The sequence below is a fragment of the Streptomyces sp. NPDC058650 genome (assembly GCF_042717315.1).
GTDB lineage: Bacteria > Actinomycetota > Actinomycetes > Streptomycetales > Streptomycetaceae > Streptomyces.
The window spans coordinates 56,353-78,680 of the sequence record NZ_JBHXRL010000001.1 but is presented as its reverse complement, the minus strand read 5'-3'; the positions used below and the strand labels follow the sequence as shown (position 1 = coordinate 78,680).

Annotated in this window: 21 protein-coding genes; 10 read left to right on the top strand and 11 right to left on the bottom strand. The window is 72.0% G+C overall.

The window, feature by feature from the left end; genetic code table 11:
• The first annotated feature begins 92 nt into the window (after positions 1 to 92).
• The 3 genes from ACFWWU_RS00365 (at position 93) to ACFWWU_RS00355 (ending at position 3,203) form a co-directional block, all read left to right on the top strand.
• Positions 93 to 1,091: an ATP-binding cassette domain-containing protein gene (locus ACFWWU_RS00365; protein ID WP_384137325.1), complete on the top strand. Its 999-nt coding sequence runs from the start codon at positions 93 to 95 to the stop codon at positions 1,089 to 1,091.
• Positions 1,088 to 1,852: an ABC transporter permease gene (locus tag ACFWWU_RS00360; RefSeq protein WP_384137323.1), complete on the top strand. Its 765-nt coding sequence runs from the start codon at positions 1,088 to 1,090 to the stop codon at positions 1,850 to 1,852. The genes ACFWWU_RS00365 and ACFWWU_RS00360 overlap by 4 nt, the downstream gene beginning before the upstream one ends.
• Before the next feature lie 91 nt (positions 1,853 to 1,943).
• Positions 1,944 to 3,203 carry a WD40/YVTN/BNR-like repeat-containing protein gene (locus tag ACFWWU_RS00355; RefSeq protein WP_384137321.1) on the top strand — a complete coding sequence of 420 codons (1,260 nt, stop codon included), beginning with the start codon at positions 1,944 to 1,946 and terminating at the stop codon, positions 3,201 to 3,203.
• A 15-nt stretch (positions 3,204 to 3,218) separates the two neighbouring features.
• On the opposite strand, the gene ACFWWU_RS00350 is transcribed toward ACFWWU_RS00355, so the two are convergent.
• From ACFWWU_RS00350 to ACFWWU_RS00340, 3 genes are all read right to left on the bottom strand, one after another.
• A complete protein-coding gene (locus ACFWWU_RS00350; protein WP_384137319.1) occupies positions 3,219 to 4,637 on the bottom strand; it encodes a glutamate decarboxylase in 1,419 nt (472 codons plus the stop codon).
• A gap of 34 nt (positions 4,638 to 4,671) precedes the next feature.
• Positions 4,672 to 5,961 carry an ion channel protein gene (locus tag ACFWWU_RS00345; RefSeq protein ID WP_384137317.1) on the bottom strand — a complete coding sequence of 430 codons (1,290 nt, stop codon included), beginning with the start codon at positions 5,959 to 5,961 and terminating at the stop codon, positions 4,672 to 4,674.
• Between the two features lie 165 nt (positions 5,962 to 6,126).
• Positions 6,127 to 6,495: a YbjQ family protein gene (locus tag ACFWWU_RS00340; protein ID WP_317596576.1), complete on the bottom strand. Its 369-nt coding sequence runs from the start codon at positions 6,493 to 6,495 to the stop codon at positions 6,127 to 6,129.
• A 151-nt stretch (positions 6,496 to 6,646) separates the two neighbouring features.
• On the opposite strand from ACFWWU_RS00340, the gene ACFWWU_RS00335 reads away from it, so the two are divergent.
• Positions 6,647 to 7,411 carry a DedA family protein gene (locus tag ACFWWU_RS00335; RefSeq protein WP_384137315.1) on the top strand — a complete coding sequence of 255 codons (765 nt, stop codon included), beginning with the start codon at positions 6,647 to 6,649 and terminating at the stop codon, positions 7,409 to 7,411.
• Positions 7,412 to 7,430: 19 nt separating this feature from the next.
• Here ACFWWU_RS00335 and ACFWWU_RS00330 read toward each other — a convergent pair whose 3' ends face one another.
• Positions 7,431 to 9,101, bottom strand: a complete 1,671-nt coding sequence (locus ACFWWU_RS00330) for a threonine/serine exporter family protein (RefSeq protein ID WP_384137313.1) — start codon at positions 9,099 to 9,101, stop codon at positions 7,431 to 7,433.
• Between the two features lie 154 nt (positions 9,102 to 9,255).
• The gene (locus ACFWWU_RS00325; protein ID WP_056652730.1) at positions 9,256 to 9,747 is read right to left on the bottom strand and encodes an inorganic diphosphatase; all 492 of its coding nucleotides are present in this window, start codon (positions 9,745 to 9,747) and stop codon (positions 9,256 to 9,258) included.
• A gap of 103 nt (positions 9,748 to 9,850) precedes the next feature.
• On the opposite strand from ACFWWU_RS00325, the gene dacB reads away from it, so the two are divergent.
• From dacB to folE, 6 genes are all read left to right on the top strand, one after another.
• Complete coding sequence (dacB, locus tag ACFWWU_RS00320) at positions 9,851 to 11,317, top strand: D-alanyl-D-alanine carboxypeptidase/D-alanyl-D-alanine-endopeptidase (protein ID WP_384137311.1); 1,467 nt, start codon at positions 9,851 to 9,853, stop codon at positions 11,315 to 11,317.
• Positions 11,318 to 11,388: 71 nt separating this feature from the next.
• The gene (locus ACFWWU_RS00315) at positions 11,389 to 12,528 is read left to right on the top strand and encodes a zinc-dependent metalloprotease (protein ID WP_384137309.1); all 1,140 of its coding nucleotides are present in this window, start codon (positions 11,389 to 11,391) and stop codon (positions 12,526 to 12,528) included.
• Between the two features lie 208 nt (positions 12,529 to 12,736).
• Positions 12,737 to 13,756 (top strand): tRNA lysidine(34) synthetase TilS, encoded by a 1,020-nt coding sequence (gene tilS, locus ACFWWU_RS00310; RefSeq protein ID WP_384137307.1) that lies wholly within the window; start codon positions 12,737 to 12,739, stop codon positions 13,754 to 13,756.
• A 41-nt stretch (positions 13,757 to 13,797) separates the two neighbouring features.
• Positions 13,798 to 14,337, top strand: coding sequence for a hypoxanthine phosphoribosyltransferase (gene hpt, locus ACFWWU_RS00305; RefSeq protein ID WP_030219931.1), 540 nt, complete (start codon positions 13,798 to 13,800; stop codon positions 14,335 to 14,337).
• Between the two features lie 205 nt (positions 14,338 to 14,542).
• Positions 14,543 to 16,561 (top strand): ATP-dependent zinc metalloprotease FtsH, encoded by a 2,019-nt coding sequence (gene ftsH / locus ACFWWU_RS00300; RefSeq protein WP_384137305.1) that lies wholly within the window; start codon positions 14,543 to 14,545, stop codon positions 16,559 to 16,561.
• A 101-nt stretch (positions 16,562 to 16,662) separates the two neighbouring features.
• A complete protein-coding gene (folE, locus tag ACFWWU_RS00295; RefSeq protein WP_384137303.1) occupies positions 16,663 to 17,268 on the top strand; it encodes a GTP cyclohydrolase I FolE in 606 nt (201 codons plus the stop codon).
• Between the two features lie 22 nt (positions 17,269 to 17,290).
• On the opposite strand, the gene ACFWWU_RS00290 is transcribed toward folE, so the two are convergent.
• The 6 genes from ACFWWU_RS00290 to ACFWWU_RS00265 form a co-directional block, all read right to left on the bottom strand.
• Positions 17,291 to 17,782, bottom strand: coding sequence for a DUF3180 domain-containing protein (locus ACFWWU_RS00290; protein ID WP_384137302.1), 492 nt, complete (start codon positions 17,780 to 17,782; stop codon positions 17,291 to 17,293).
• Positions 17,783 to 17,843: 61 nt separating this feature from the next.
• Positions 17,844 to 18,443, bottom strand: coding sequence for a 2-amino-4-hydroxy-6-hydroxymethyldihydropteridine diphosphokinase (gene folK, locus ACFWWU_RS00285; RefSeq protein ID WP_384137300.1), 600 nt, complete (start codon positions 18,441 to 18,443; stop codon positions 17,844 to 17,846).
• The gene (folB, locus tag ACFWWU_RS00280) at positions 18,440 to 18,799 is read right to left on the bottom strand and encodes a dihydroneopterin aldolase (RefSeq protein WP_017240053.1); all 360 of its coding nucleotides are present in this window, start codon (positions 18,797 to 18,799) and stop codon (positions 18,440 to 18,442) included. Before folB ends, folK begins: the two co-directional genes overlap by 4 nt.
• Before the next feature lie 143 nt (positions 18,800 to 18,942).
• Positions 18,943 to 19,449 (bottom strand): nuclear transport factor 2 family protein, encoded by a 507-nt coding sequence (locus tag ACFWWU_RS00275; protein ID WP_384137298.1) that lies wholly within the window; start codon positions 19,447 to 19,449, stop codon positions 18,943 to 18,945.
• A complete protein-coding gene (gene folP / locus ACFWWU_RS00270) occupies positions 19,446 to 20,306 on the bottom strand; it encodes a dihydropteroate synthase (RefSeq protein WP_384137296.1) in 861 nt (286 codons plus the stop codon). The genes ACFWWU_RS00275 and folP overlap by 4 nt, the downstream gene beginning before the upstream one ends.
• A gap of 37 nt (positions 20,307 to 20,343) precedes the next feature.
• Positions 20,344 to 22,242 carry a phosphatidylglycerol lysyltransferase domain-containing protein gene (locus tag ACFWWU_RS00265; RefSeq protein ID WP_384137294.1) on the bottom strand — a complete coding sequence of 633 codons (1,899 nt, stop codon included), beginning with the start codon at positions 22,240 to 22,242 and terminating at the stop codon, positions 20,344 to 20,346.
• Positions 22,243 to 22,328 lie beyond the last annotated feature (86 nt).

Below are 22,328 nucleotides of genomic sequence, written 5' to 3'. Positions count from 1 at the left end.
TCAAGGTTGACTAGTTGCCCTGCGAGGGCATAACTTCCTCCATCGGCGGCAGCTGGTCAAATTTGACTAAGGCGTTTGCGGGAGGAATCGGAATGAACAAGGAAGCGATCCTCGTGGAGGGCGCACGGAAGCGGTACGGGGAGAAGGACGCCCTGGCCGGGCTCGACCTGGCCGTCGGCCGCGGCACCGTCCACGGCCTGCTGGGCCCCAACGGCGCGGGAAAGACCACGACCGTACGGATCCTGGCCACCCTGCTGCGCCACGACGAGGGCCTGGTGCGGGTCGCGGGCCACGACGTGCGGACCGAGGCCCGGGAGGTCCGTCGCCGGATCGGGCTGCTCGGACAGCACGCCGCCCTCGACGAGGAGCTGGGCGGCCGGCAGAACCTGGAGATGTTCGGCAGGCTCCACCACCTGGGCGCGCGGGGCGCCGGGGTACGGGCCGACGAGCTCCTGGAGCGCTTCGGCCTCACGGACACCGGCCGCAAGCCGGTCAAGCAGTTCAGCGGCGGCATGCGGCGGAGGCTCGACCTGGCGGCCTCCCTGATCACCGAACCCGAGGTGCTCTTCCTCGACGAGCCGACGACCGGGCTCGACCCGCGCGGCCGCGGCGAGGTGTGGGAGTCGGTGCGCTCCCTGGTCGGCGGGGGGACGACGGTCCTGCTCACGACGCAGTACCTGGAGGAGGCCGATCGGCTCGCCGACCGGATCTCGGTGGTGGACCAGGGGCGGGTCGTCGCCGACGGCACGGCCGACGAGCTCAAGGCGAGGGTCGGCGCCGACCGCATCGACGTGGTCGTCCGGGACGCGGCACGGCTCGACGAGGCGGCCGGGCTGCTGCCGGCCGCGCGGGCGGAGGTGAGCGTGGACGCCGACCGGCGGCTTCTCAGCGCGCCGGTGGCGGACCGGATGGCCTCGCTCACCGAGACCGTCCGGGCCCTCGGGGAGGCGGGGATCGAGGCGGAGGACATCGCGCTGCGGCGTCCGACGCTGGACGAGGCCTTCCTGCGCCTGACGGGCCAGGACGCCGATCGAGAGACGCGAGAGACGCGAGAGAAGCGAGAGAAGCGAGCCAAGGAGGTGGCGGCATGAGCGTCGCGTACGTGGTGAGTGACTGCTGGACGATGACCCGCCGGGAACTCGCCCACTGGGCGCGGCAGCCCGTGCAGGTCCTGGTCGGGCTCGTGTTCCCGGTGATGATGCTGCTGATGTTCGGCTACCTCGTCGGCGGCGGACGGGCCGTCGACGGCGACTACGTCGACTACCTCGTGCCCGGCATGCTCGCCCTGACGATGGTCTTCGGGCTCGAAGGCACCATGACGGCGGTGACGCAGGACCTGAACAAGGGCGTGATCGACCGGTTCCGGGCGATGCCGATGACCGACGGGGCCGTCCTGGTCGGGCGGGCGGCCGCCGACATGCTCCAGTCGGCTGTCGGGCTCCTCGTGATGGTGGGCGTGGCGTACGCGATCGGCTGGCAGGCGACCGGTGGGGCCGGGAGCTTCCTGGGGGCGCTGGGGCTGCTGCTCCTGCTGCGCTTCGCGATGCTCTGGATCGGGATCTTCCTCGCCCTGGTCGCGGGGCGGGCGGAGCTGGTGCAGGCGGTGCAGATCCTGGTCTGGCCCGTCGGCTTCCTCTCCAACGCCTTCGCCTCGCCGGACTCGATGCCGGGCTGGCTCGGCACGGTCGTGGAGTGGAACCCGATGTCGGCGACCGCGACGGCGGTACGCGAACTCTTCGGCAATCCGGGCGGCGAACCGGGGCACCTCATGGCGGCGGTGGTGTGGCCGCTGGTGCTCCTCGCGGTCTTCTTCCCGCTGGCGGTACGGAGGTTCGGGCGGCTCGGAAAGTAGCGGCGCGGAGGTGGGAACCCGAAGGCGGTGAGCGGTGTATTGAAAGCAGCGGTTCACCGCGAACCGCCCGAGGGGCAAGGGGGATCGTGCGATGCGCAGGCTCGTGGGAGAGGCCGGCGCCGTCGTGGCGCTGGTGTTGGTGGTTCTGACGGGGTGTACGGGGACGGGCGGGGGTGGTGGTTCGCCGGGGGTGCCGGGGGCGCCAGGGGGCTCGGTATCGGCCTCCCCGCACCCGAGGGGGGCGTTCGGGGCGCCGCCCCGGCTGCCGTCCTCGCCGGGGCTGCCCGGGTGGGCGCACAGCCTGGGCTTCGCGCACGACGGCAGCGGGTTCGCGCTGCTCGCCGAGTGCGAGGGTGACCCGGCGTCGCCCTCGGCGGCCTCGTCAGCCTCGTTGCCGGGGAGTGGCGTCTGCCGGCAGCACGTGGCCGTGCGGGACGCGGGGGCGAAGGAGTGGGTGCGGCGGCGGTCGCCGCTGCCCGACGTCCCGATGCCGGAGGGCATCTCGGCGAATCTGCTGGCCCTCGGGCCGGGCAGGGCGCTCGTCGAGGACGGCGGCTCCGGGCCGGACGCCCGGACCTGGTTCACCCGGGACGGCGGCCGGAGCTGGCGGGCGGGTGACCGGCGTACGGTCGGCACGACCCCGGACATACCGGCCGGTGCGGTGCTCACCGCCGACTGCGCGGCGCCCGCCGGGGCCCTGCCCGACGACTGCGACAGGAGGCGTCTCGTCGTGGTCTCGCCGCAGGACGGGCGGCGCAGGGCGCTGGCCCGGGTGCCGCTCCTCGGGGCGCACCCCCGGCCGGCGGAGCAGCCGGAGCCCGACGGGTCCTGGTGGGTCTCGGGGACGGACCCGCTGTCCGGGCGGGCGGCGGTCGCCGTCTCCCGGGACGCGGGCCGGAGCTGGACGCTGAGCCGGCTGCCGAGCCCCGCCACCGGCCCCGGGTGGTACACGGCGGTGGCGGTCGGTCAGGACGCGGTGTACGCGGCGGAGATGGGGGAGTTGACGGGCGGCGAGCCCGTCAAGAACCCGATGCGGGCGCTGCACCGCTCCGTGGACGGGGGCCGGACGTGGCAGCGGATGTGGACGACGGGGCCGGAGCGGGAGCCCCGGACGCTGCTGGGGCTGCCGGTCCCGGGCCCCGGCGGCCGGGTGGAGATCGGCGGGGAGCTGTCGGGGTACGGGAGCGTGGACGGCGGGCGCACCTTCGTCCGGCTCGGTGACGGCTCGCACTTCACCCGCCGCACCCCGCTGGGACTGCTGCGGGAGCAGTCCTCCTGTCGGTACGCGCTGACCGCCGACGGGGTGCGGTGGTCGGAGTTCCTGCTGGCCTGCGAGGGCGAGGAGCCCTGAGGGCCCTCGTCGGGCTCAGTGGTGGAAGGAGGTCGCCGCGTCCTTGTCGTGGGTGAACGGCTGGGACTGCCGCCGTAGTTCGGGCAGCAGTCGGCTCAGGTCCTCGACGAACAGTTCGGCGAGGTCGGCCGAGAAGCCGTTGCGGCAGACCACGCGCAGGACGGACAGGTCCTCGCGGTGGGCGGGGAAGGTGTAGGCGGGGACCAGCCAGCCCCGTTCGCGCATCCGCCGGGAGACGTCGAAGACGTCGAAGGAGGTGACGTCGGCCGCGGTGGTGAAGGCGAAGACGGGCAGTTGGTCGCCGCGGGTGAGGAGCCGGAAGTCGCCCATGGCCTCGATGCGTTCGGCGAGGCCCCGGGCGACGTCACGGGAGGTCTGCTGCACCGCCCGGTAGCCCTCCCGGCCGAGCCTCAGGAAGGTGTAGTACTGCGCGACGACCTGGGCGCCCGGGCGAGAGAAGTTGAGGGCGAAGGTGGGCATGTCGCCGCCCAGGTAGTTGACCCGGAAGACGAGGTCCTCGGGGAGTTCGGCGGGCGAGCGCCACAGCGCCCAGCCGACGCCCGGGTAGACCAGGCCGTACTTGTGACCGGAGGTGTTGATCGAGGAGACGCGGGGGAGGCGGAAGTCCCACACCACGTCCTCGTCGAGGAAGGGGGCGACCATGGCGCCGGAGGCTCCGTCGACGTGGACGGGGATGTCGAGGCCGGTGCGTTCCTGGAGGGCGTCCAGGGCGGCGCAGATCTCGGCGACCGGTTCGTAGGAGCCGTCGAAGGTGGAGCCGAGCACGGCGACGACGCCGATGGTGTTCTCGTCGCAGAGCGCCGCGGCGGACTCGGCGTCGAGGTGGAAGCGGTCGCCCTCCATGGGGACGAGCCGCGGCTCGACCTCCCAGAAGTTGCAGAACTTGTCCCAGCAGACCTGGACGTTGACGCCCATCACCAGGTTGGGGCGGGCGCCGCCCGCGTATCGGTCGGCGTTCCGCTTGGCCCAGCGGCGCTTGAGGGCCATACCGGCGAGCATGCAGGCCTCGCTGGAGCCGGTGGTGGAGCAGCCGACGGCCGTGGCCGGGTCGGGGGCGTTCCACAGGTCGGCGAGCATGGCGACGCAGCGGCGCTCCAGTTCGGCGGTGCGCGGGTACTCGTCCTTGTCGATCATGTTCTTGTCGCGGCACTCGCTCATCAGGACACCGGCCTGGGGCTCCATCCAGGTGGTGACGAAGGTGGCGAGGTTGAGCCGGGAGTTGCCGTCGAGCATCAGCTCGTCGTGGACGAGCTGATAGGCGCTCATCGGGGGCAGCGGCCCGTCCGGGAGCTGGTGGCGCGGCGGGGCCTCGGTCATGCCGCCGATGGGATCGGCTTCCCCGAAGAAGGGGTTGAGCGCGAGCCGGCGTTCGTGCTGGGGCGCGGAGGCGTCGGGACCCTGGTGCAGCGGCATGGGGGGATTCCTTCTGTCCGGGTGGCGGGAGGGGTCAGTGCAGGGAGGCGCCGTGTTCGTCGAGTTCGAGCTGGGGGCGTCCGGTGACGATCAGCCAGGCCGGGAGGGTGGCCAGGCAGAGCACGGCGAGCATCGCGGGGGAGGGGGCGAGGACGGCCCCGGTGAAGAGGCTGATCCAGCCCTGCCGGGTGGTGGCGAGCAGGACGCCGAGGACGGCGGAGGAGACGGCGACGGCGGGATGGATCTCGGGGACGAGCGCCTGGGCGAGCAGCCCGAAGGCGGCCCCGATGAAGACGGCGGGGAAGATCCGGCCACCCCGGAAGCCGCAGGAGGCGGCGACGAGGAGGGCGAGGAGTTTGACCACGGCGAACTTGGTCAGTTCGCCGGAGGACCAGCCGCCGATGGAGGAGGTGAGCTCCTTGACCTCCTCCAGGCCCTTGAAGAGGGTCAGCTGCCCGCCGAGGGCGCCCAGGAGGCCGAGGAGGAGACCGCCGAGGGGCAGCATCAGCATCGGGTGGCGCAGGCGCTTGAAGGCGGCGTGGACGTAGGGGAAGAGGTAGCAGGAGGCGAGGCCGAAGACGGCCGCGGCCGAGGCGACGACCAGGGCGGCGAGGAGATCGCCCCAGCCGGGGTCGGTCAGCGGCGGCAGCCCCATGTCGAAGGTCGGCTCGGCGAGCAGCTGCGTGGTCATCGATCCCGCGCCCGCGGCGACGAGCGGTGCGAAGAGCCGGTCCCAGAGGGAGCCGCGGCCCGGCTGTGCCGTCAGGGCCTCGGAGATGACGAGGGCGGCGGCCACCGGCGTACCGAAGAGGGCGCCGACGGTGGCGGCCGAGGCGAGGGCGACCCAGGCGGCGCCGGGCACCGAGGGCTGGGCCTTGCGGCCGAGCCAGTAGGCGAGGGCGACGTTGGCCGCGATGATCGGGTTCTCGGGGCCGAGGCTGACCCCGCCGGCCAGCGCGAGCGCGCCCGCGAGCAGCAGGCCCGGCACCACGCCGGGGGCGAGCGGGGCCCCGCCGAGACCTACGGAGGCCGGGTCGGGGCCGGCGTGTCCCGGCACCTTCCACACGACGAGACCCACGGCGATACCGGTCGCCGTGAGCATGACGATGATCCAGAGGGAGGAGTAGCCGCCGATTCCGAGGGCGTCCGGCAGGTCGTTCCAGAGCACGCCCTGGAACTCCTCCGCGAGGGCACTGACCCCCAGGAGCACCAGGCTCGCCCCGATGCCGATCGCGAGCGCGGGCGGGATCTGCCGCAGCTGGACCGGGTGGGGGGCCTCCGAGGGGGAGGGGGACGGCGCGGGTGGAACATGATCAGTGGCCACCGCCCCACCATAAGTGAGCAAAAGCCCCATAACATCCCAAGATTGGGCCGAAGTGGGCCCGTGAGGACGTGCACCTCACGTCCCGTCAGGCCCGAGGCGCCACACGGTCGCCCGGCGGTCCGACCCGCGGAGGCCGTGCCTGAGTCCGCGGGCCGGTCCACCGGCTCAGGCGCGTGGCGCGATCACCACGGCCGTGCCGTAGGCGCAGACCTCCGTGCCCACGTCCGCCGCCTCCGTCACGTCGAAGCGGAACATCAGCACGGCGTTCGCGCCGCGCGCCTGGGCCTGTTCCACCAGCCGCTCCATCGCCTGGTTGCGGGTCTGGACCAGCGTCTTCGTCAGACCCTTCAGTTCGCCGCCGATCATCGACTTCAGTCCCGCGCCGATCTGGCTGCCCAGATGGCGCGAGCGCACGGTGAGCCCGAAGACCTCACCGATGACCTGCCGGACCTCGAAGCCCGGCACGTCGTTCGTCGTCACGACCAGCACGTCAGGGTGCGGACCCTGGCCGCCTCCGTACTCCTCGATGCCCATCGGCATACACCTCCTGGCCTCCCACCCTCGGGCCCGGGGACCCGCTCCGCATCCCGTGGGAGCCGGGTGGAACCGGTCGGGTCCCGTCCGCGTTGATAGCTTGGGGCGAGCCCTCCCCCATGCCCCCACCGACCGCAGGAGCCCGGAACCCGTGAACACGCTTGCCCTCGGACCGAGCTGGCTGGACCCCGACTTTCTGATCGACACCTTTGGTCCGATCGGTGTCCTGGCCATCGTCTTCGCCGAGTCCGGCCTCCTCATCGGGTTCTTCCTGCCCGGCGACTCGCTGCTCTTCACCACCGGCCTGCTGATCACGACCGGCAAGCTGGACATGCCGCTGTGGCTGATGTGCACGCTGATCGTGGCCGCGGCGGTCATCGGCGACCAGGTCGGATACCTCTTCGGACGCAAGGTCGGCCCGGCTCTCTTCAAGCGCCCCGACTCGAAGCTCTTCAAGCAGGAGAACGTCGAGAAGGCGCACGAGTTCTTCGAGAAGCACGGCCCGAAGTCGCTGATCCTGGCCCGCTTCGTCCCCATCGTGCGGACGTTCACGCCGATCATCGCCGGCGTCAGCAAGATGAACTACCGCCTGTTCATCACGTTCAACGTCATCGGCGGTGTGCTGTGGGGCGCGGGCGTGACCCTGCTCGGCGCCTCCCTCGGCAAGGTCGAATTCGTGCACCGGCACATCGAGATGATTCTCGTCGGGATCGTCCTCCTCTCGGTGGTCCCGATCGTGATCGAGTACCTCCGGGCCCGCTCCCAGTCCAAGAAGGCCAAGGTCAACGGCGACCACGGCGACCACGGCGACCAGGACAGCCACGGAGGCCAGGACGGCCACGGGGGCCACAGCGGGCACGACGCCCCCGGCACCCCCAACCCCCCGGCCTCCCGCGGCCGCCACGCCAAGCGCTAGTACGAGCCCGGAGCAGACCCTAGAAGCCCCTGGTGCGCTTCGCGGCCCGACGGGCCGACGCCGCACCGGGGGCCTGCATGAAGAGGCGCGCCAGCTCGCCTCCCAGGTTCACGCCGATCGCGATCGCCAGCGCCAGGGCCGCCGCCTTCGCCAACGAGGCGAAGCCCTGGTCCAGGTTGTTCTGGGCGATCGCGAGCACCCCGAAGTACGTCGCCGAACCAGGCAGCAGCGGGCCGATCGCCGCCGTCACGTAAGGCAGCGACGACGTGTGGTGATACCGCGCGATCAGCTGCCCGAAAAGCCCCACCAGGCCCGCCGCCACGGCCGTCGCCATCACCGTCGACCCCTCCGCCGTCACCGCGATCGACGCGTAGATCACCCACGCCACCCCGCCGTTCAGCGTCGCGAAGAGCACCGTCGCCCGCGACTGCTGCAACAGGATCGCGAAGGTCGCGCACAGCACCATCGACGCCAGGATCTGCGTCACCGGCCGCTCCACCGCCCGCAGCGCCCCCTCGGGGTTCAGCTGCGCGTCGAACTGCACGGCGACGTACAGCACGGACAGCACGCCCACCACGATCGCGACGAAGAAGTACGCGACCTCCAGGAGCCGGGCCGAGGCCGTGATGTAGAAACCGGTCAGGCCGTCCTGCACGGCCGCCACCAGCGCCCGCCCCGGAATCAGCGCGAACAGGCCACCGGTGATCACCGCCGAAGGCCGCAGCTCCGCGTGGAGCATCGTCAGGAGCACCCCCATCGCCGCCGGCGGCATCGCCGCCACCAGGAACTGGTAGAACTCCGGCAGCCCGCGCCCCGCGCACAGCCACGCCAGCCGGTCGCCGAGCACCGCGCCCAGCGCCGCCACGAAGAAGACCGTCGGGCCGCCGCCGAGCAGCACCGAGGCCGCACCCGCCAGCACCCCCGCCGCCGCCGTGAGGACCCACCCCGGATACGGATGCCGGTTCCGCCGGATCTCCGCGAGCCTCCGGTACGCCTCCTCGGGCGTCACCTCGTGCGCCTGCGCGTTGATGTCGGCGAGCAGCGTGTACACCGCCGCCAGCCGCGTGTAGTCCGTGCCCCGCCGCCGTACCGTCCGGTTCGCCGTGACCGGATCGTCCACCAGCGACGGCTGGTACGTGACGGAGAGCAGGGTGAAGGTCACCGTCGGCTCGACCCGGTCCAGACCGTACGAGCGGCAGATCACGAACATCGCCGCCTCGACGTCCTCCGCGCCCTCCCCGCCCGCGAGCAGCAGCTCGCCGATGCGCAGGGTCAGGTCGAGGACGCGCGGCACCGAAGGACCCGCCTCGTCCTCCTTGCGCGGCGCCTCCGGCACCGGCCGCTCACCCACCGGCAGCCGGAGCATGGTCCGCATCTGGTCCTGCCACGGAGCGTTGCGCGGCAGCCGCACCAGAGGCACCCCGTACGCCGGGGTGAACGCGGGCGGAGAGTCCTTCGCCGTGTACGTGGCCGGCGTCGCGAACGCCGAACCCTCCGGCTCGGCCGGCGGCTCCGCCGTCAGCCCCGGCGGCAGCGCGAACTCGGAGGTCGGATGCTCCTCCTCCGGCGGCGCGGGCTGCTCCACCCCCGCCGGCGGCACGAACGCGCTCCGCGCCTCGTCCGACTGCGGCTTGCGGTCCTCCGGAGCATCGTCCGGAGCACCCTTCGAGCCGTCCGGCTCCGCCACCACTCTGTCCGCCTCACTGCCTCGGGAACCGTGGCTTCCAGTATGAGTGTGCGACAGATGCGATCGGTGTGCGACGGGTGTACGAAAGGCGGCGCACCTCCGAAGAGGTGCGCCGCCCGTCACACGATCAGAAGATCAGTCCCGCCGAGCCGTGGGCTCAGTGGCCGCCCTGCTCCTTGGCGCGCGCGTAGGACTTCTCGATCTCTTCCTCGGCCTCGGCGCGGCCGACCCAGTCAGCGCCCTCGACCGACTTGCCCGGCTCCAGGTCCTTGTAGACCTCGAAGAAGTGCTGGATCTCCAGACGGTCGAACTCCGACACGTGGTGGATGTCCCGCAGGTGCTCCATCCGCGGGTCGGTGGCCGGGACGCACAGCAGCTTGTCGTCGCCGCCCGCCTCGTCCGTCATGCGGAACATGCCGATGGCGCGGCACTTGATCAGGCAGCCCGGGAAGGTGGGCTCGTCGAGGATGACGAGCGCGTCCAGCGGGTCGCCGTCCTCGCCGAGGGTGTTCTCGACGTAGCCGTAGTCGGTCGGGTAGGCCGTCGACGTGAAGAGACGACGGTCCAGGCGGATGCGACCCGTCTCGTGGTCGACCTCGTACTTGTTCCGCGATCCCTTGGGGATCTCGATGAGAACGTCGAACTCCACGGGTGGCTCCTCCTGAATCAACACAAGTGAATGCTCGCGACGACGCGCGGTGATTAAGTGTCCCTCACGGACGACCGTGATCGCGAAAGGGGCTGGTCATCTCATGCCGGAGCCGGGGAAATGGCAGCTCACGGCGGGCTCCGCCGCCCTCGGTCTCGCGCTGGCCGCCGTGGCGGTGACCGCGGCGGGCCCATGGGACTCGGGTCAGCGTACGGCCGAGCGGGCCCGCGCCGCCGCCCCCGCGACGGGTGGCGCACGTCACGCCCCGCCCCCGGCCCCCGCCGCGCCCCACCGCCCCGCGCCCGCCCCCAGCGCCCCCGGCGTCCTCCCCGCACTCCACGCCCCGGCCGCCACCGAGCGGCCCGCCGGGCGCCCCGCGAACCTCGCCGCCACCCTCGTACCGCTCCTCGCCGACCCCGGCCTCGGCCCCCTCCGCACGGCCTCCGTCGTCGACACCGCCACCGGCACCCAGCTGTACGGCGAAGGCGCCGGCACCCCCATGACCCCCGCCTCCACCGTCAAGATCGCCACCGTCGCCGCCGCGCTCTCCGCCCTCGGCCCCGACCACCGCATCCCCACCACCGTCACCGCCTCCGCCGACGGCCGCACCGTCACCCTCACGGGCGGCGGCGACCCCACCCTCGACCCGGCCCGCCTGGAGCGCCTCGCCGCCGACACCGCCCGCGCCCTCACGGCCCGCGGCCACACCGCCCCCGTACGGCTCACCTACGACACGAGCCTCTACCAGGGCCCCGCGCTCCACCCCATCGGTCCCAACGAGAACCTCGCCCCCGTCACGGCCCTCATGACCCGCGAGGGACGCCTCGACAAGAGCGGCAGCGGCCCCGCGCCCCGCACCGCCGACCCGGCCGGCGACACCGCCGCCGCCTTCGCCGCCTTCCTCGCCGGCTCCGGCGTCAAGGTCACCGGCGCGCCCACGCCCGCGCCGGACACCGACCGAGCCCCGAAGGCCGCAGCCCCGAAGACCCCAGCCGCCGACCCGAAGACCGCCCCCCTCGCGCTCACGCACTCCGCACCCCTCGCCGACCTCGCCGAACGCACCCTCACCCACAGCGACAACGACCTCGCCGAGGCCCTCGCCCGGCAGACCGCGATCGCCCACGGGCAGCCCGCGAGCTTCGAGGGCGCCGGGAAGGCCGTACGGGACGAACTCGCCGAACTCGGCCTCCCCCTCGCCGGCGCCCGCTTCGCCGACGGCAGCGGACTCGACCGCCGCGACCGCGTCTCCGCCACCCTCCTCACCGCCCTCCTCACCCGCGCGGCCGACCCCGCGCGCCCCGCCCTCCGCCCGGTCCTCACCGGCCTGCCCATCGGCGGCTTCACCGGCACCCTCGCCGGCCGCTTCGACACCGCCCCCGCCACCGCGGGCGCCGGACTCGTCCGCGCCAAGACCGGCACCCTCACGGGCGTCAACACCCTCGCCGGCACGGTCGTCACCGCCGACGGACGACTCCTCGCCTTCGCGTTCCTCGCCGGCAGCACCCTCTCCCCGTACGAGGCCCAGCCCGCCCTCGACCGGCTCTCCGCGGCCCTCGCGGGACACGGCTGACCGCCGGCCGACCCGCACCGAACCCGAACCGAACCCGCACCGATCGGGCGCCGAGACCGTACGGTTGACGCATGACGAGCATCGGTGGCGCAGGCACATCCGGGATGGTCGACTGGAACCTCGCGGTCGCGACCGCGACCCGCCTCGTGCGGCCCGGACCCGAAGTCAGCCGCGACGAGGCCCGCGAGGTCGTCGCCGAACTGCGCAAGCACGCCAAAGTCTCCGAGGAACACGTCCGCGCCTACACCCGGATGCTTCCCGAGGGCGCCGACGTCCACGACACCCCCGTCCTCGTCGTCGACCGCACCGGCTGGATCAAGGCCAACGTCGCCGGCTTCCGCGAACTCCTCACCCCCCTCCTCGGCAAGATGCAGGAACGCCGCTCGGCCACCCCCGGAAACGCCGTCCTCGGCGCCGTCGGCGGCAAGGTGACCGGCGTCGAACTCGGGATGCTCCTGTCCTTCCTCGCCTCCCGCATCCTCGGCCAGTACGAGACCTTCGCCCCCGCCACCCGCGAACTCCCCGCGGGCGCCAACGGCGGCGGACGCCTCCTCCTCGTCGCCCCCAACATCGTCCACGTCGAACGCGAACTCGACGTCTCGCCGCACGACTTCCGGCTCTGGGTCTGCCTCCACGAGGAGACCCACCGCACCCAGTTCACCGCCGTCCCCTGGCTCCGCGACCACCTCCAGGGCGAGATCCAGTCCTTCCTCGCCGCCACCGAGGTCGACCCCGGCACCGTCGTGGAACGCCTCCGCGAGGCCGCGCAGGCCCTCGTCGGCGGCCGCCCCGAGGGCGAGCAGGGCGAACCCGCCCCCTCCCTCGTCGAAATCGTCCAGACCCCCGAGCAGCGCGAGATCCTCGGCCGCCTCACCGCCGTCATGTCCCTGCTCGAAGGCCACGCCGACTACGTCATGGACGGTGTCGGCCCCGAGGTCGTCCCCTCCGTCGCCGAGATCCGAGAGAAGTTCCAGCAGCGCCGCGCCCGCGGCGCCTCCCGCCTCGACCTCGCCCTGCGCAAGCTCCTCGGCCTCGACGCCAAACTCCGCCAGTACCGCGACGGCGAGCGCTTCGTCCGCGCCGTCGTCGACCAGGTCGGCATGGACGGCTTCAACCGCGTGTGGACCTCCCCCAACACGCTCCCCACCAAGTCCGAGATCGCCGCCCCCGCCGACTGGATCGCGAGGGTGCACCGTAGGGCAGACTCGTGAGGCGGGTGTGCCGCACGGCGTAGGGACACGGGAGAACAACCCGCCAATCACCCATCCGAGGGACCCTGACCCTGGGGTGAGGCGTGCAATGCTCGGGTAACGGCCGGGTTTCTGTCACCATCGACGCACTCTGAGTGACCGAAACCCCCTTTCCGACCGTTAAGACTCCGACCGAGGCACCCCACCCCCATCACGAAGGGCACCGGACATGGGTCCCCATCCTGCGGTCGCGGCGATACGCCTGGCGGTCCGCCGCGTACTCCACGACGTCCTCACCGAGCACCAGACCGACCCCACCACCGCGCACGACGGACACGAACCCCTCGTGCTCGTCGCCTGCTCCGGAGGCGCCGACTCGATGGCGCTCGCCTCCGCACTCGCCTTCGAGACCCGCAAACTCCCCGTACGCGCCGGCGGCATCACCGTCGACCACGGCCTCCAGGACGGCTCCGACACCCGGGCCACCGAGGTCGCCGGACGCATGACCGCCCTCGGCCTCACCCCCGTCGAGGCCGTCACCGTCACCGTCGGCCGCGAAGGCGGGCCCGAGGCCGCCGCGCGCGACGCGCGCTACACGGCCCTCGACGCCGCCGCCGAGCGCCACGGAGCCGCCGCGATCCTCCTCGGCCACACCCGCGACGACCAGGCGGAGACCGTCCTCCTCGGCCTCGCCCGCGGCTCCGGCATCCGCTCGCTCTCCGGCATGGCCGCCGTCTCCGGCGCCGCCGGCCGCTACCGGCGCCCGTTCCTCCAGCTCGACCGCCACACGATCCGCAAGGCCTGCATCGCGCAGGAACTCGCCGTCTGGGACGACCCCCACAACAGCGACCCCGCGTACACCCGCTCCCGACTCCGCCACGAGGGCCTCCCCGCCCTGGAGAAGGCCCTCGGCAAGGGCGTCGTCGAAGCCCTCGCCCGTACGGCCCAGCTCTCCCGGGACGACGCCGACGCCCTCGACACCTGGGCCGCCGACGCCGAGACCGCCGTACGCGACGAGGCGGGCTCCCTGGAGTGCGCCAAGCTCTTCGGCCTGCCCCCCGCCGTACGCCGCCGCGTCCTGCGCCGCGCCGTCATCGCCGAGGGCGCCCCCGCCGGCTCCCTCTTCGCCCGCCACATCGAGGAAGTCGACCGGCTCATCACCGGCTGGCGCGGCCAAGGGGCCATCAACCTGCCCGGACGCGTCGAAGCCCGCCGCCAGGGTGGCAGACTGGTCATCCGGCAAGGCTGACGCACGCTGCAACGAAAGTGACCCGGGTGAACGAGAAGGACATGGGCACCGACCTCCAGTCGGTGCTCATCACCAAGGAAGAGATCGACGCCAAGCTGGCAGAGCTGGCCGCGAAGATCGACGCGGAATACGCGGGCAAGGACCTGCTCATCGTCGGCGTCCTCAAGGGCGCGGTGATGGTGATGGCGGACCTGGCTCGCGCCCTGTCCACCCCCGTCACCATGGACTGGATGGCCGTCTCCTCCTACGGCGCCGGCACCCAGTCCTCCGGCGTCGTCAGGATCCTCAAGGACCTCGACACCGACATCAAGGGCAAGCACGTCCTGATCGTCGAGGACATCATCGACTCCGGCCTGACCCTGTCCTGGCTGCTGTCGAACCTCGGCTCCCGCGAGCCCGCCTCCCTGGAGGTCTGCACCCTCCTGCGGAAGCCCGAGGCCGCCAAGGTCGCGATCGACGTCAAGTGGATCGGCTTCGACATTCCCAACGAGTTCGTCGTCGGCTACGGCCTCGACTACGCGGAGAAGTACCGGAACCTTCCGTTCGTCGGCACGCTCGCCCCGCACGTCTACGGCGGCTGATCACCCGCTGATCACCCGGCTGAACTCCCGGCCGTACGGGGAACCCGCACCGCCTTCCCTCCGTTGAACCACGGGAAGGCGGTCGCGGGCGACGATGCTGAGGTACCGTCCGAAGAACAGCTTTTTCACATAGCAGCACTCATGCAGCTCTCACAGCAGCATTTTCCTACGGGCAGGAGGGACGGGGCGTTCTCGCTCCGTATGGATGGACGTGAAGCGATACTTCCGTGGGCCGGTCATGTGGATCGTGCTGGCCGTCCTCGCCGTGGTCGTGCTGATGCAGGTCGTCGGCTCGTCCGAGGGCTACAAGACGGTGGACACCGGCAAGGTCGTCCAGGCGATCGACAAGAACCAGGTCAAGCAGGCAAAGGTCACCACCGGTGACGAGCAGATCATCAAGATCGAGCTCGTCGACGGTCAGAAGATCGACAACAGCAGCAAGGTCCAGGCCAGCTACATCGGCTCCCAGGGCGTCGACGTCGCCGACAAGCTGCAGGAGAAGTTCGAGGCCGGGCAGATCGAGAAGGGCTACACCGTCTCCCCGACGAAGCAGTCGCCCTTCGTCTCGATCCTGCTCTCCCTCCTCCCCTTCGTCCTCATCGTGGTCGTCTTCCTCTTCCTGATGAACCAGATGCAGGGCGGCGGCTCCCGCGTCATGCAGTTCGGCAAGTCCAAGGCCAAGCTCATCACCAAGGACACGCCCAAGACCACCTTCGCCGACGTCGCCGGCGCGGACGAGGCCGTCGAGGAACTCCACGAGATCAAGGAATTCCTCCAGGAACCCGCGAAGTTCCAGGCCGTCGGCGCCAAGATCCCGAAGGGCGTCCTGCTCTACGGCCCGCCCGGAACCGGCAAGACGCTCCTCGCGCGCGCCGTCGCCGGCGAGGCCGGGGTGCCGTTCTACTCGATCTCCGGCTCCGACTTCGTCGAGATGTTCGTCGGTGTCGGCGCCTCCCGCGTCCGCGACCTCTTCGAGCAGGCCAAGGCCAACGCGCCCGCCATCGTCTTCGTCGACGAGATCGACGCCGTCGGACGCCACCGCGGCGCCGGCCTCGGCGGCGGTCACGACGAGCGCGAGCAGACCCTCAACCAGCTGCTCGTCGAGATGGACGGCTTCGACGTCAAGGGCGGCGTCATCCTGATCGCCGCCACGAACCGTCCCGACATCCTCGACCCCGCCCTCCTGCGCCCCGGCCGCTTCGACCGGCAGATCGCCGTCGACCGTCCGGACATGCTGGGCCGTCTGGAGATCCTCAAGGTCCACCAGAAGGGCAAGCCGGTCGCGCCGGACGTCGACCTCGGCGCCGTCGCCCGACGCACCCCCGGCTTCACCGGCGCGGACCTCTCCAACGTGCTCAACGAGGCGGCGCTCCTCACCGCCCGTGGCGATCAGAAGCTGATCGACAACAACGCGCTGGACGAGGCGATCGACCGCGTGGTCGCGGGCCCGCAGAAGCGGACCCGGATCATGTCGGACAAGGAGAAGAAGATCACCGCGTACCACGAGGGCGGTCACGCCCTGGTCGCGGCGGCTTCGCCGAACTCCGACCCGGTCCACAAGATCACCATCCTGTCCCGCGGCCGTGCCCTGGGCTACACGATGGTGCTCCCGGAAGAGGACAAGTACTCGACCACGCGCAACGAGATGCTCGACCAGCTGGCCTACATGCTGGGCGGGCGCGCGGCCGAGGAGCTCGTCTTCCACGACCCGACCACGGGCGCGGCGAACGACATCGAGAAGGCCACGGCCACGGCGCGAGCCATGGTCACGCAATACGGCATGACCGAGCGTCTCGGCGCGATCAAGTTCGGCGGCGACAACACCGAGCCGTTCCTGGGCCGCGAGATGTCGCACCCGCGGGACTACTCGGAAGAGGTCGCGGCGCTGGTCGACGAAGAGGTCAAGAAGCTCATCGAGACCGCGCACAACGAGGCCTGGGAGATCCTCGTCGAGAACCGTGACCTTCTCGACAACCTGGTCCTCGCGCTGCTGGAGAAGGAGACGCTGGGCAAGGAGGAGATCGCCGAGATCTTCGCCCCCATCGTCAAGCGCCCGGCCCGCCCGGCCTGGACCGGCTCCTCCCGCCGCACGCCCTCCACGCGTCCGCCGGTGCTCTCCCCCAAGGAGCTCGCACTGACGAACAGCGCGAACGGCACGGCGACCCCGGCGGTCGACACCACGAAGGGCATCGAGATCGCCCCCGTGGACACCCCCGAGGACTGACGTCCCGGAGGCCCCGGAATGGATGCCGCGCCCCCACAGGTTCTAGCCTGTGGGGGCGCGGCTATTTCGTGCGCACACAGTCAGACGGAACGAGGCACAGGATGACCGACCCGGTGACGCTGGACGGCGAGGGCACGATCGGCGAGTTCGACGAGAAGCGCGCCGAGAACGCCGTACGAGAGCTCCTCATCGCGGTCGGCGAGGACCCGGACCGCGAGGGCCTGCGGGAGACGCCGGCGCGGGTGGCGCGGGCGTACAGGGAGATATTCGCGGGCCTGTGGCAGCAGCCCGAGGACGTCCTGACGACCACGTTCGACCTCGGTCACGACGAGATGGTGCTGGTCAAGGACATTGAGGTGTACTCGACATGTGAGCATCACCTCGTCCCGTTCCGCGGGGTGGCCCACGTGGGGTACATCCCGTCTACGACGGGGAAGATCACCGGCCTGTCGAAGCTGGCCCGGCTCGTCGACGTCTACGCCCGCCGCCCCCAGGTGCAGGAGCGGCTCACCACTCAGGTGGCGGACTCTCTGATGGACATGCTGGAGCCGCGCGGGGTCATCGTGGTCTTCGAGTGCGAGCACATGTGCATGTCGATGCGCGGCATCCGCAAGCCGGGCGCCAAGACCATCACCTCGGCCGTCCGCGGCCAGCTGCGGGACCCGGCGACCCGCGCCGAGGCGATGAGCCTCATCATGGCGCGCTGACGCGCCACGACGGAGCGGAGCCTCAGGCCCGGGCCTTGCCCGGGCCTTCGCCGTTGTTCTCCGGGTCCTCCGGGAGTCTGCAGACGCGTTCCAGGAAGAGGGCCGCGGCGATGACGCCGATGCCCGCGGCCACCGCGAGGGCCGCGTAGAGGGCCTGGTCGCGGCGGGCCGGGACGTCCAGGGAGCCGAGGAGGTAGACGCCCGTGCCGCCGTACATGCCGGCGACGAGGGCGGCCACCAGTGCGCTCGCCTGGCCGAAGACCACCGCGCGGGCCGCCATCAGGGGCTCGACGCCCTTGGCGCCGGGGCGGCGCTCGCGCTGGGCCTTGAGGCGGGTGCGGATCGAGAGGGCGGTCGCGGTGAGGACGACCGCGATCACGGCGAGGACGATCGGCGCGGCGATCGGCACGCTGGGGAGGGTGCCGACGGAGTCCCACAGGCGGGCGCCGCCCCAGGAGAGGATGCCCGCCACGAGGAACAGTCCGGTGAGCACCTTCAGCCGCAGTTGTTTCACCGGGTGTCCTTCACGTGGTCGTCGGTCGTGGTCGTGGGCGGTCTGCCACGAAGCGTAACGACTACTCGGGCAGACGGAGTTCCAGGTCGACACGGGGAGTGACGCCCGCGCCGCCGAGGGCGGCGAGGAGCGCGGCGACCGGGCCGCGGCCGGGGAGCTGGGCTTCGGGGTCCACATCGTGCCAGGGGGCGAGGACGAAGGCGCGCTCGTGGGCGCGGGGGTGCGGCAGGGTGAGGACGGGGTCGTCGGAGACGACGTCCGCGTACGCGATGATGTCGACGTCGATGGTGCGGGCGCCCCAGCGCTCCTCGCGGACGCGGTGGAAGGCCTCCTCGACGGCGTGGGCCCGCTCCAGGAGCGAGGACGGCGGCAGGGTCGTCTTCACGAGCGTGACGGCGTTGAAGTACGAGGGCTGGCTGCCGGGCTCGACGCCCCACGGCTCCGTCTCGTACACGGGGGAGACGGCCTTGACCCGGAGGCCGGGGGTGTCCGCGAGGGCGTCGACGGCCCCCTGGAGGGTCTCCAGGCGGTTGCCGAGGTTGGCGCCGAGGGCGAGGACGGCCCAGCGGGGGTTGGACAGCGTGGTGTCCGCCGCGTCGACGGTGGCGACGACGGAGGCCGGTACGGGCTGGACGGTGGGGTCGGTCTGCGTCGGCTTCATCGTCGGCTCCGGGTGATCGTGATGGTCACGTCGTCGAAGGGCACGGTGATGGGGGCGTCCGGCTTGTGGACGACGACTTCCACCTCTTGTACCCCGGCGTGGCTGAGGCATTGCTGGGCGATGCGCTCGGCCAGGGTCTCGATGAGGTCGACGGGCTCGCCCTGGACGACGTCGACGACTTCCTCGGCGACGATGCCGTAGTGCACGGTCTTCGCCAGGTCGTCGTCGGCCGCCGCGGGGCGGGTGTCCAGGCCGAGGACCAGGTCCACGATGAAGGTCTGACCCTCCTCGCGCTCCTTGGGGAAGACGCCGTGGTGGCCTCGGGCCTTGAGGCCGCGCAGCGCGACACGATCCACGCGAATCACTCCTGCTGTCGTAGTTCGGGTGGCCACGCAGCCGGGTGCGGACGGCCGGGTGTCCACTTCGAATCTACCTGCGGGGACCGACAGCGCTTGCCCTCGGGGGCCGTGGGTGGGTCGGGAGGGGGCTTCGGGGCGGGTCAGGCGGGGGGTTCCGTGCCGTCGATGCCGGGGCCCTCGGTGCCTGTCTCGTCGGTGTCGGTGAGGACCGGGGACGCGTGGTGGGACCAGATCCGCCAGCCGTCCGGTGTGTCGCGGAACACGTTGGTGGCGACGACGAGCTGGCCGACGAGGGGGCCGAGCTCGGCGCCGTCCTCGGCGGGTCCGCCGCTGAGGATGTTCTCGGTGCAGGTGACGACGGCGGTCCCGCCGGCCAGGGAGATCCTGAGGTCGGTGAGGAAGAACTGGATGTACTCCGTGTTGGCCATGATCAGGGCGTACGAGCGGAGCACTTCGCCGCGGCCGGTGAGGACGGGCCAGCCGGGGTGGACGCAGGTGATGGGGGTGGCCCCGTCGTCGAGCCAGAGGGCGGAGACGCCTTCGAAGTCGCCGGTCTCCATCGCCTCGTAGAAGGCGGTGTTGGCGGCTTCGACGGCCGCCTCGTCGGCGGCGCGGCCCGTGGCTCTCCTGTCGCCGGGCCGGCTCACGCGGCTCCCTCGACGGCCCTGGCGACGCGGACGGCGTCGGCGGTGGCCCTGACCTCGTGGACGCGGACGGCCCAGGCGCCTTCGTGGGCGGCGATGGCGGAGACGGCGGCGGTGGCGGCGTCGCGCTCGCGGGCGGGGGGCGGGGTGGCGCCGTCGCGGGTGAGGACGTGACCGAGGAAGCGCTTGCGGGAGGCCGCGACGAGGAGGGGCCGGCCGAGGGCGCGGAGCTCGGGGAGGTGGGCGACGAGGGCCAGGTCGTGGGGGGCGAGCTTGGCGAAGCCGAGGCCGGGGTCGACGACGATGCGCTCGGGGGCGATGCCGCCGTCGACGACGGCCTCCAGGCGGGTGCGGAGTTCGGCGACGACCTCGGCGACGACGTCGTCGTACACGGCGAGGCTGTTCATTTCCTGGCTGAAGCCGCGCCAGTGCATGACGACGAAGGGGACTTCCGCGGCGGCGACGGCGGGGACCATGCCGGGGTCGGCGAGTCCGCCGCTGACGTCGTTGACGAGGACGGCGCCGGCTTCGACGGCGCGGGCGGCGACGGCGGCGCGCATGGTGTCGACGGAGACGGTGACGCCTTCGGCGGCGAGGCCTCGGACGACGGGGACGACGCGGCGGAGCTCTTCCTCCTCGTCGACGCGGCTGGCGCCGGGGCGGGTGGACTCGCCGCCGACGTCGACGAGGTCGGCGCCCTGGGCGACGAGGTCGAGGCCGTGTTTGACGGCGGCCGTGGTGTCGAACCAGCGGCCGCCGTCGGAGAAGGAGTCGGGGGTCACGTTGACCACGCCCATGACCGCGCAGCGGTCCCACTCCGGCAGGCCCTGGGCTGTGCCCCGGTCGATCGTCGTACTCATGTGTCCAGCGTAGGGCCCAGGGCCTGCCGGGGTGGGATCAGGCGGCGTGAACCCGGCGCTCGGCGACGGCGGAGGCGGGGGCCGAGGCGGGGGCCTGGGTGGTGACGATGTGGGCGCAGGGGCGCGGGGCCCGGGTGGGGCGCCGGCGGGGGAAGAGGCGGGGGAGGGAGAGGGTGACGAATCCTTCGGCGCGCATGGCGGCGAGGCTGATGCGGGGCAGGTCGCGGCTGTTGCGGTAGACGACGAAGCGGGGTTCCCAGCGGGGCCGGAACTTGGCGTTGAACTTGTAGAGCGACTCGATCTGGAACCAGCGCGAGAGGAAGACGAGGAGTCCGCGCCAGACGCGGAGGACGGGTCCCGCGCCGATCTTCTCGCCGCGTGCGAGGGCGGAGCGGAACATGGCGAAGTTGAGGGAGACGCGGTCGATGCCGAGGGCGGGGGAGGCCTGGAGGGCGGCGACGATGAGGAGTTCGTTCATGCCGGGGTCGGCGGAGCGGTCGCGCCGCATGAGTTCGAGTGACATCCCGTCGGGGCCCCACGGTACGAAGTGGATGATCGCCTTCAGATCTCCGTAGGGGGACTGGGGCGAGCCGGGGGCTCCGGGGCGGTCCGGGTCGTCGGGATCGTCTTTGTGGGCGGTCGCTATGACGGCGTCTCCGTCGCCGGGGGCGCCGATGCGGCCGAGGGCCATGGAGAAGCCGCGTTCGGTGTCGGTGCCGCGCCAGTCGGCGGCGGCGCGGCGGACTCGTTCCAGTTCCGCGTCGTCGAGGTCGCGTACGCGGCGGACCTGGGTGGTGTAGCCGTTGCGTTCGATGCGCTTGACCATCTGGCGGACGTTGCGCATGGCGCGTCCGGAGAGGGAGAAGTCGGCGACGTCGACGATCGCCTCGTCGCCGAGTTCGAGGGCGTCGAGGCCGGTCTCGCGGGTCCAGACCTGGCCGCCGGTCTCGGAGCAGCCCATGACGGCGGGGGTCCAGGAGTGGGCCTTGGCCTCGTCCATGAAGCGTTCGATGGCGCCGGGCCAGGCTTCGACGTCGCCGATGGGGTCGCCGCTGGCGAGCATCACGCCGGAGACGACGCGGTAGCAGACGGCGGCCTTGCCGCTGGGGGAGAAGACGACGCCCTTGTCGTGGCGGAGGGCGAAGTGGCCGAGGGAGTCGCGGCCGCCGTGCTGGTCGAGGAGGGCGCGCAGCCGGGTCTCGTCGTCGTCGGTGAGGCGGGCGGCGGGGTGCTCGGGGCGGAAGGCGAGGTAGATGGTGGTGAGGGCGGTGAGCATGCCGAGGGCGCCGAGGGAGTAGCCGACGGTCCAGTCGACGCCGCGGGTGTAGGCGACGGGGCCTTCGAAGCCGAAGAGTCCGTACAGGACGTGTTCGAGGCGGTCGGTGAGGCTGGGGTCGCCGACGACGCGGCGGGGGTGGGCGCTGACGATGACGAGGCCGAGGGCGATGGAGCCGGCGCCCATGACCACGAAGTTGGCGAGTGCCCGCCAGCGGCTGCGCGGGTCGGGGAGGGCGGCGAACTCGTCGCGGTGGCGCAGCAGGAGGGCGAGGAGTGCGAGGGAGAAGAGGGCGCCGATGACGGAGTGGCGCCAGACGAACTGGGCCGCGGCGCCGACGGGGAGGAGGACGACGGCGGCGCGCCAGGCGCGGCGCTTGTGCCGCTTGAGGCCGTGGGCGAGGAGCAGGAGGAGGACGCCGGCGCTGAGGGAGAGGGCGGCGGAGAGGTGGCCGAGGGTGCCGGGGAGGACTTCGGCGACGGCGTGCATGCGGCTCGCGCGGAAGCGGGGGAAGACTCCGGCGGCGATGTCGATGAGGCCGCCGATGGTGCAGGCGGTGCCGACGAGGGCGGGGACCTTCTCGGGTCGGGGGCCGCGGAGAATCCGGCGTACTCGAACCGGAACCAATCGCGATTTGTCCCCATCTACCGTGACAGACATGGCTTCCCGTGCTTCCCGTGGTCCTGCGAGGGGTCTCTGACTCCGGCCGGGCCCTGCGGCGCGTTCGGCGGGCCGTACCGGCTGGT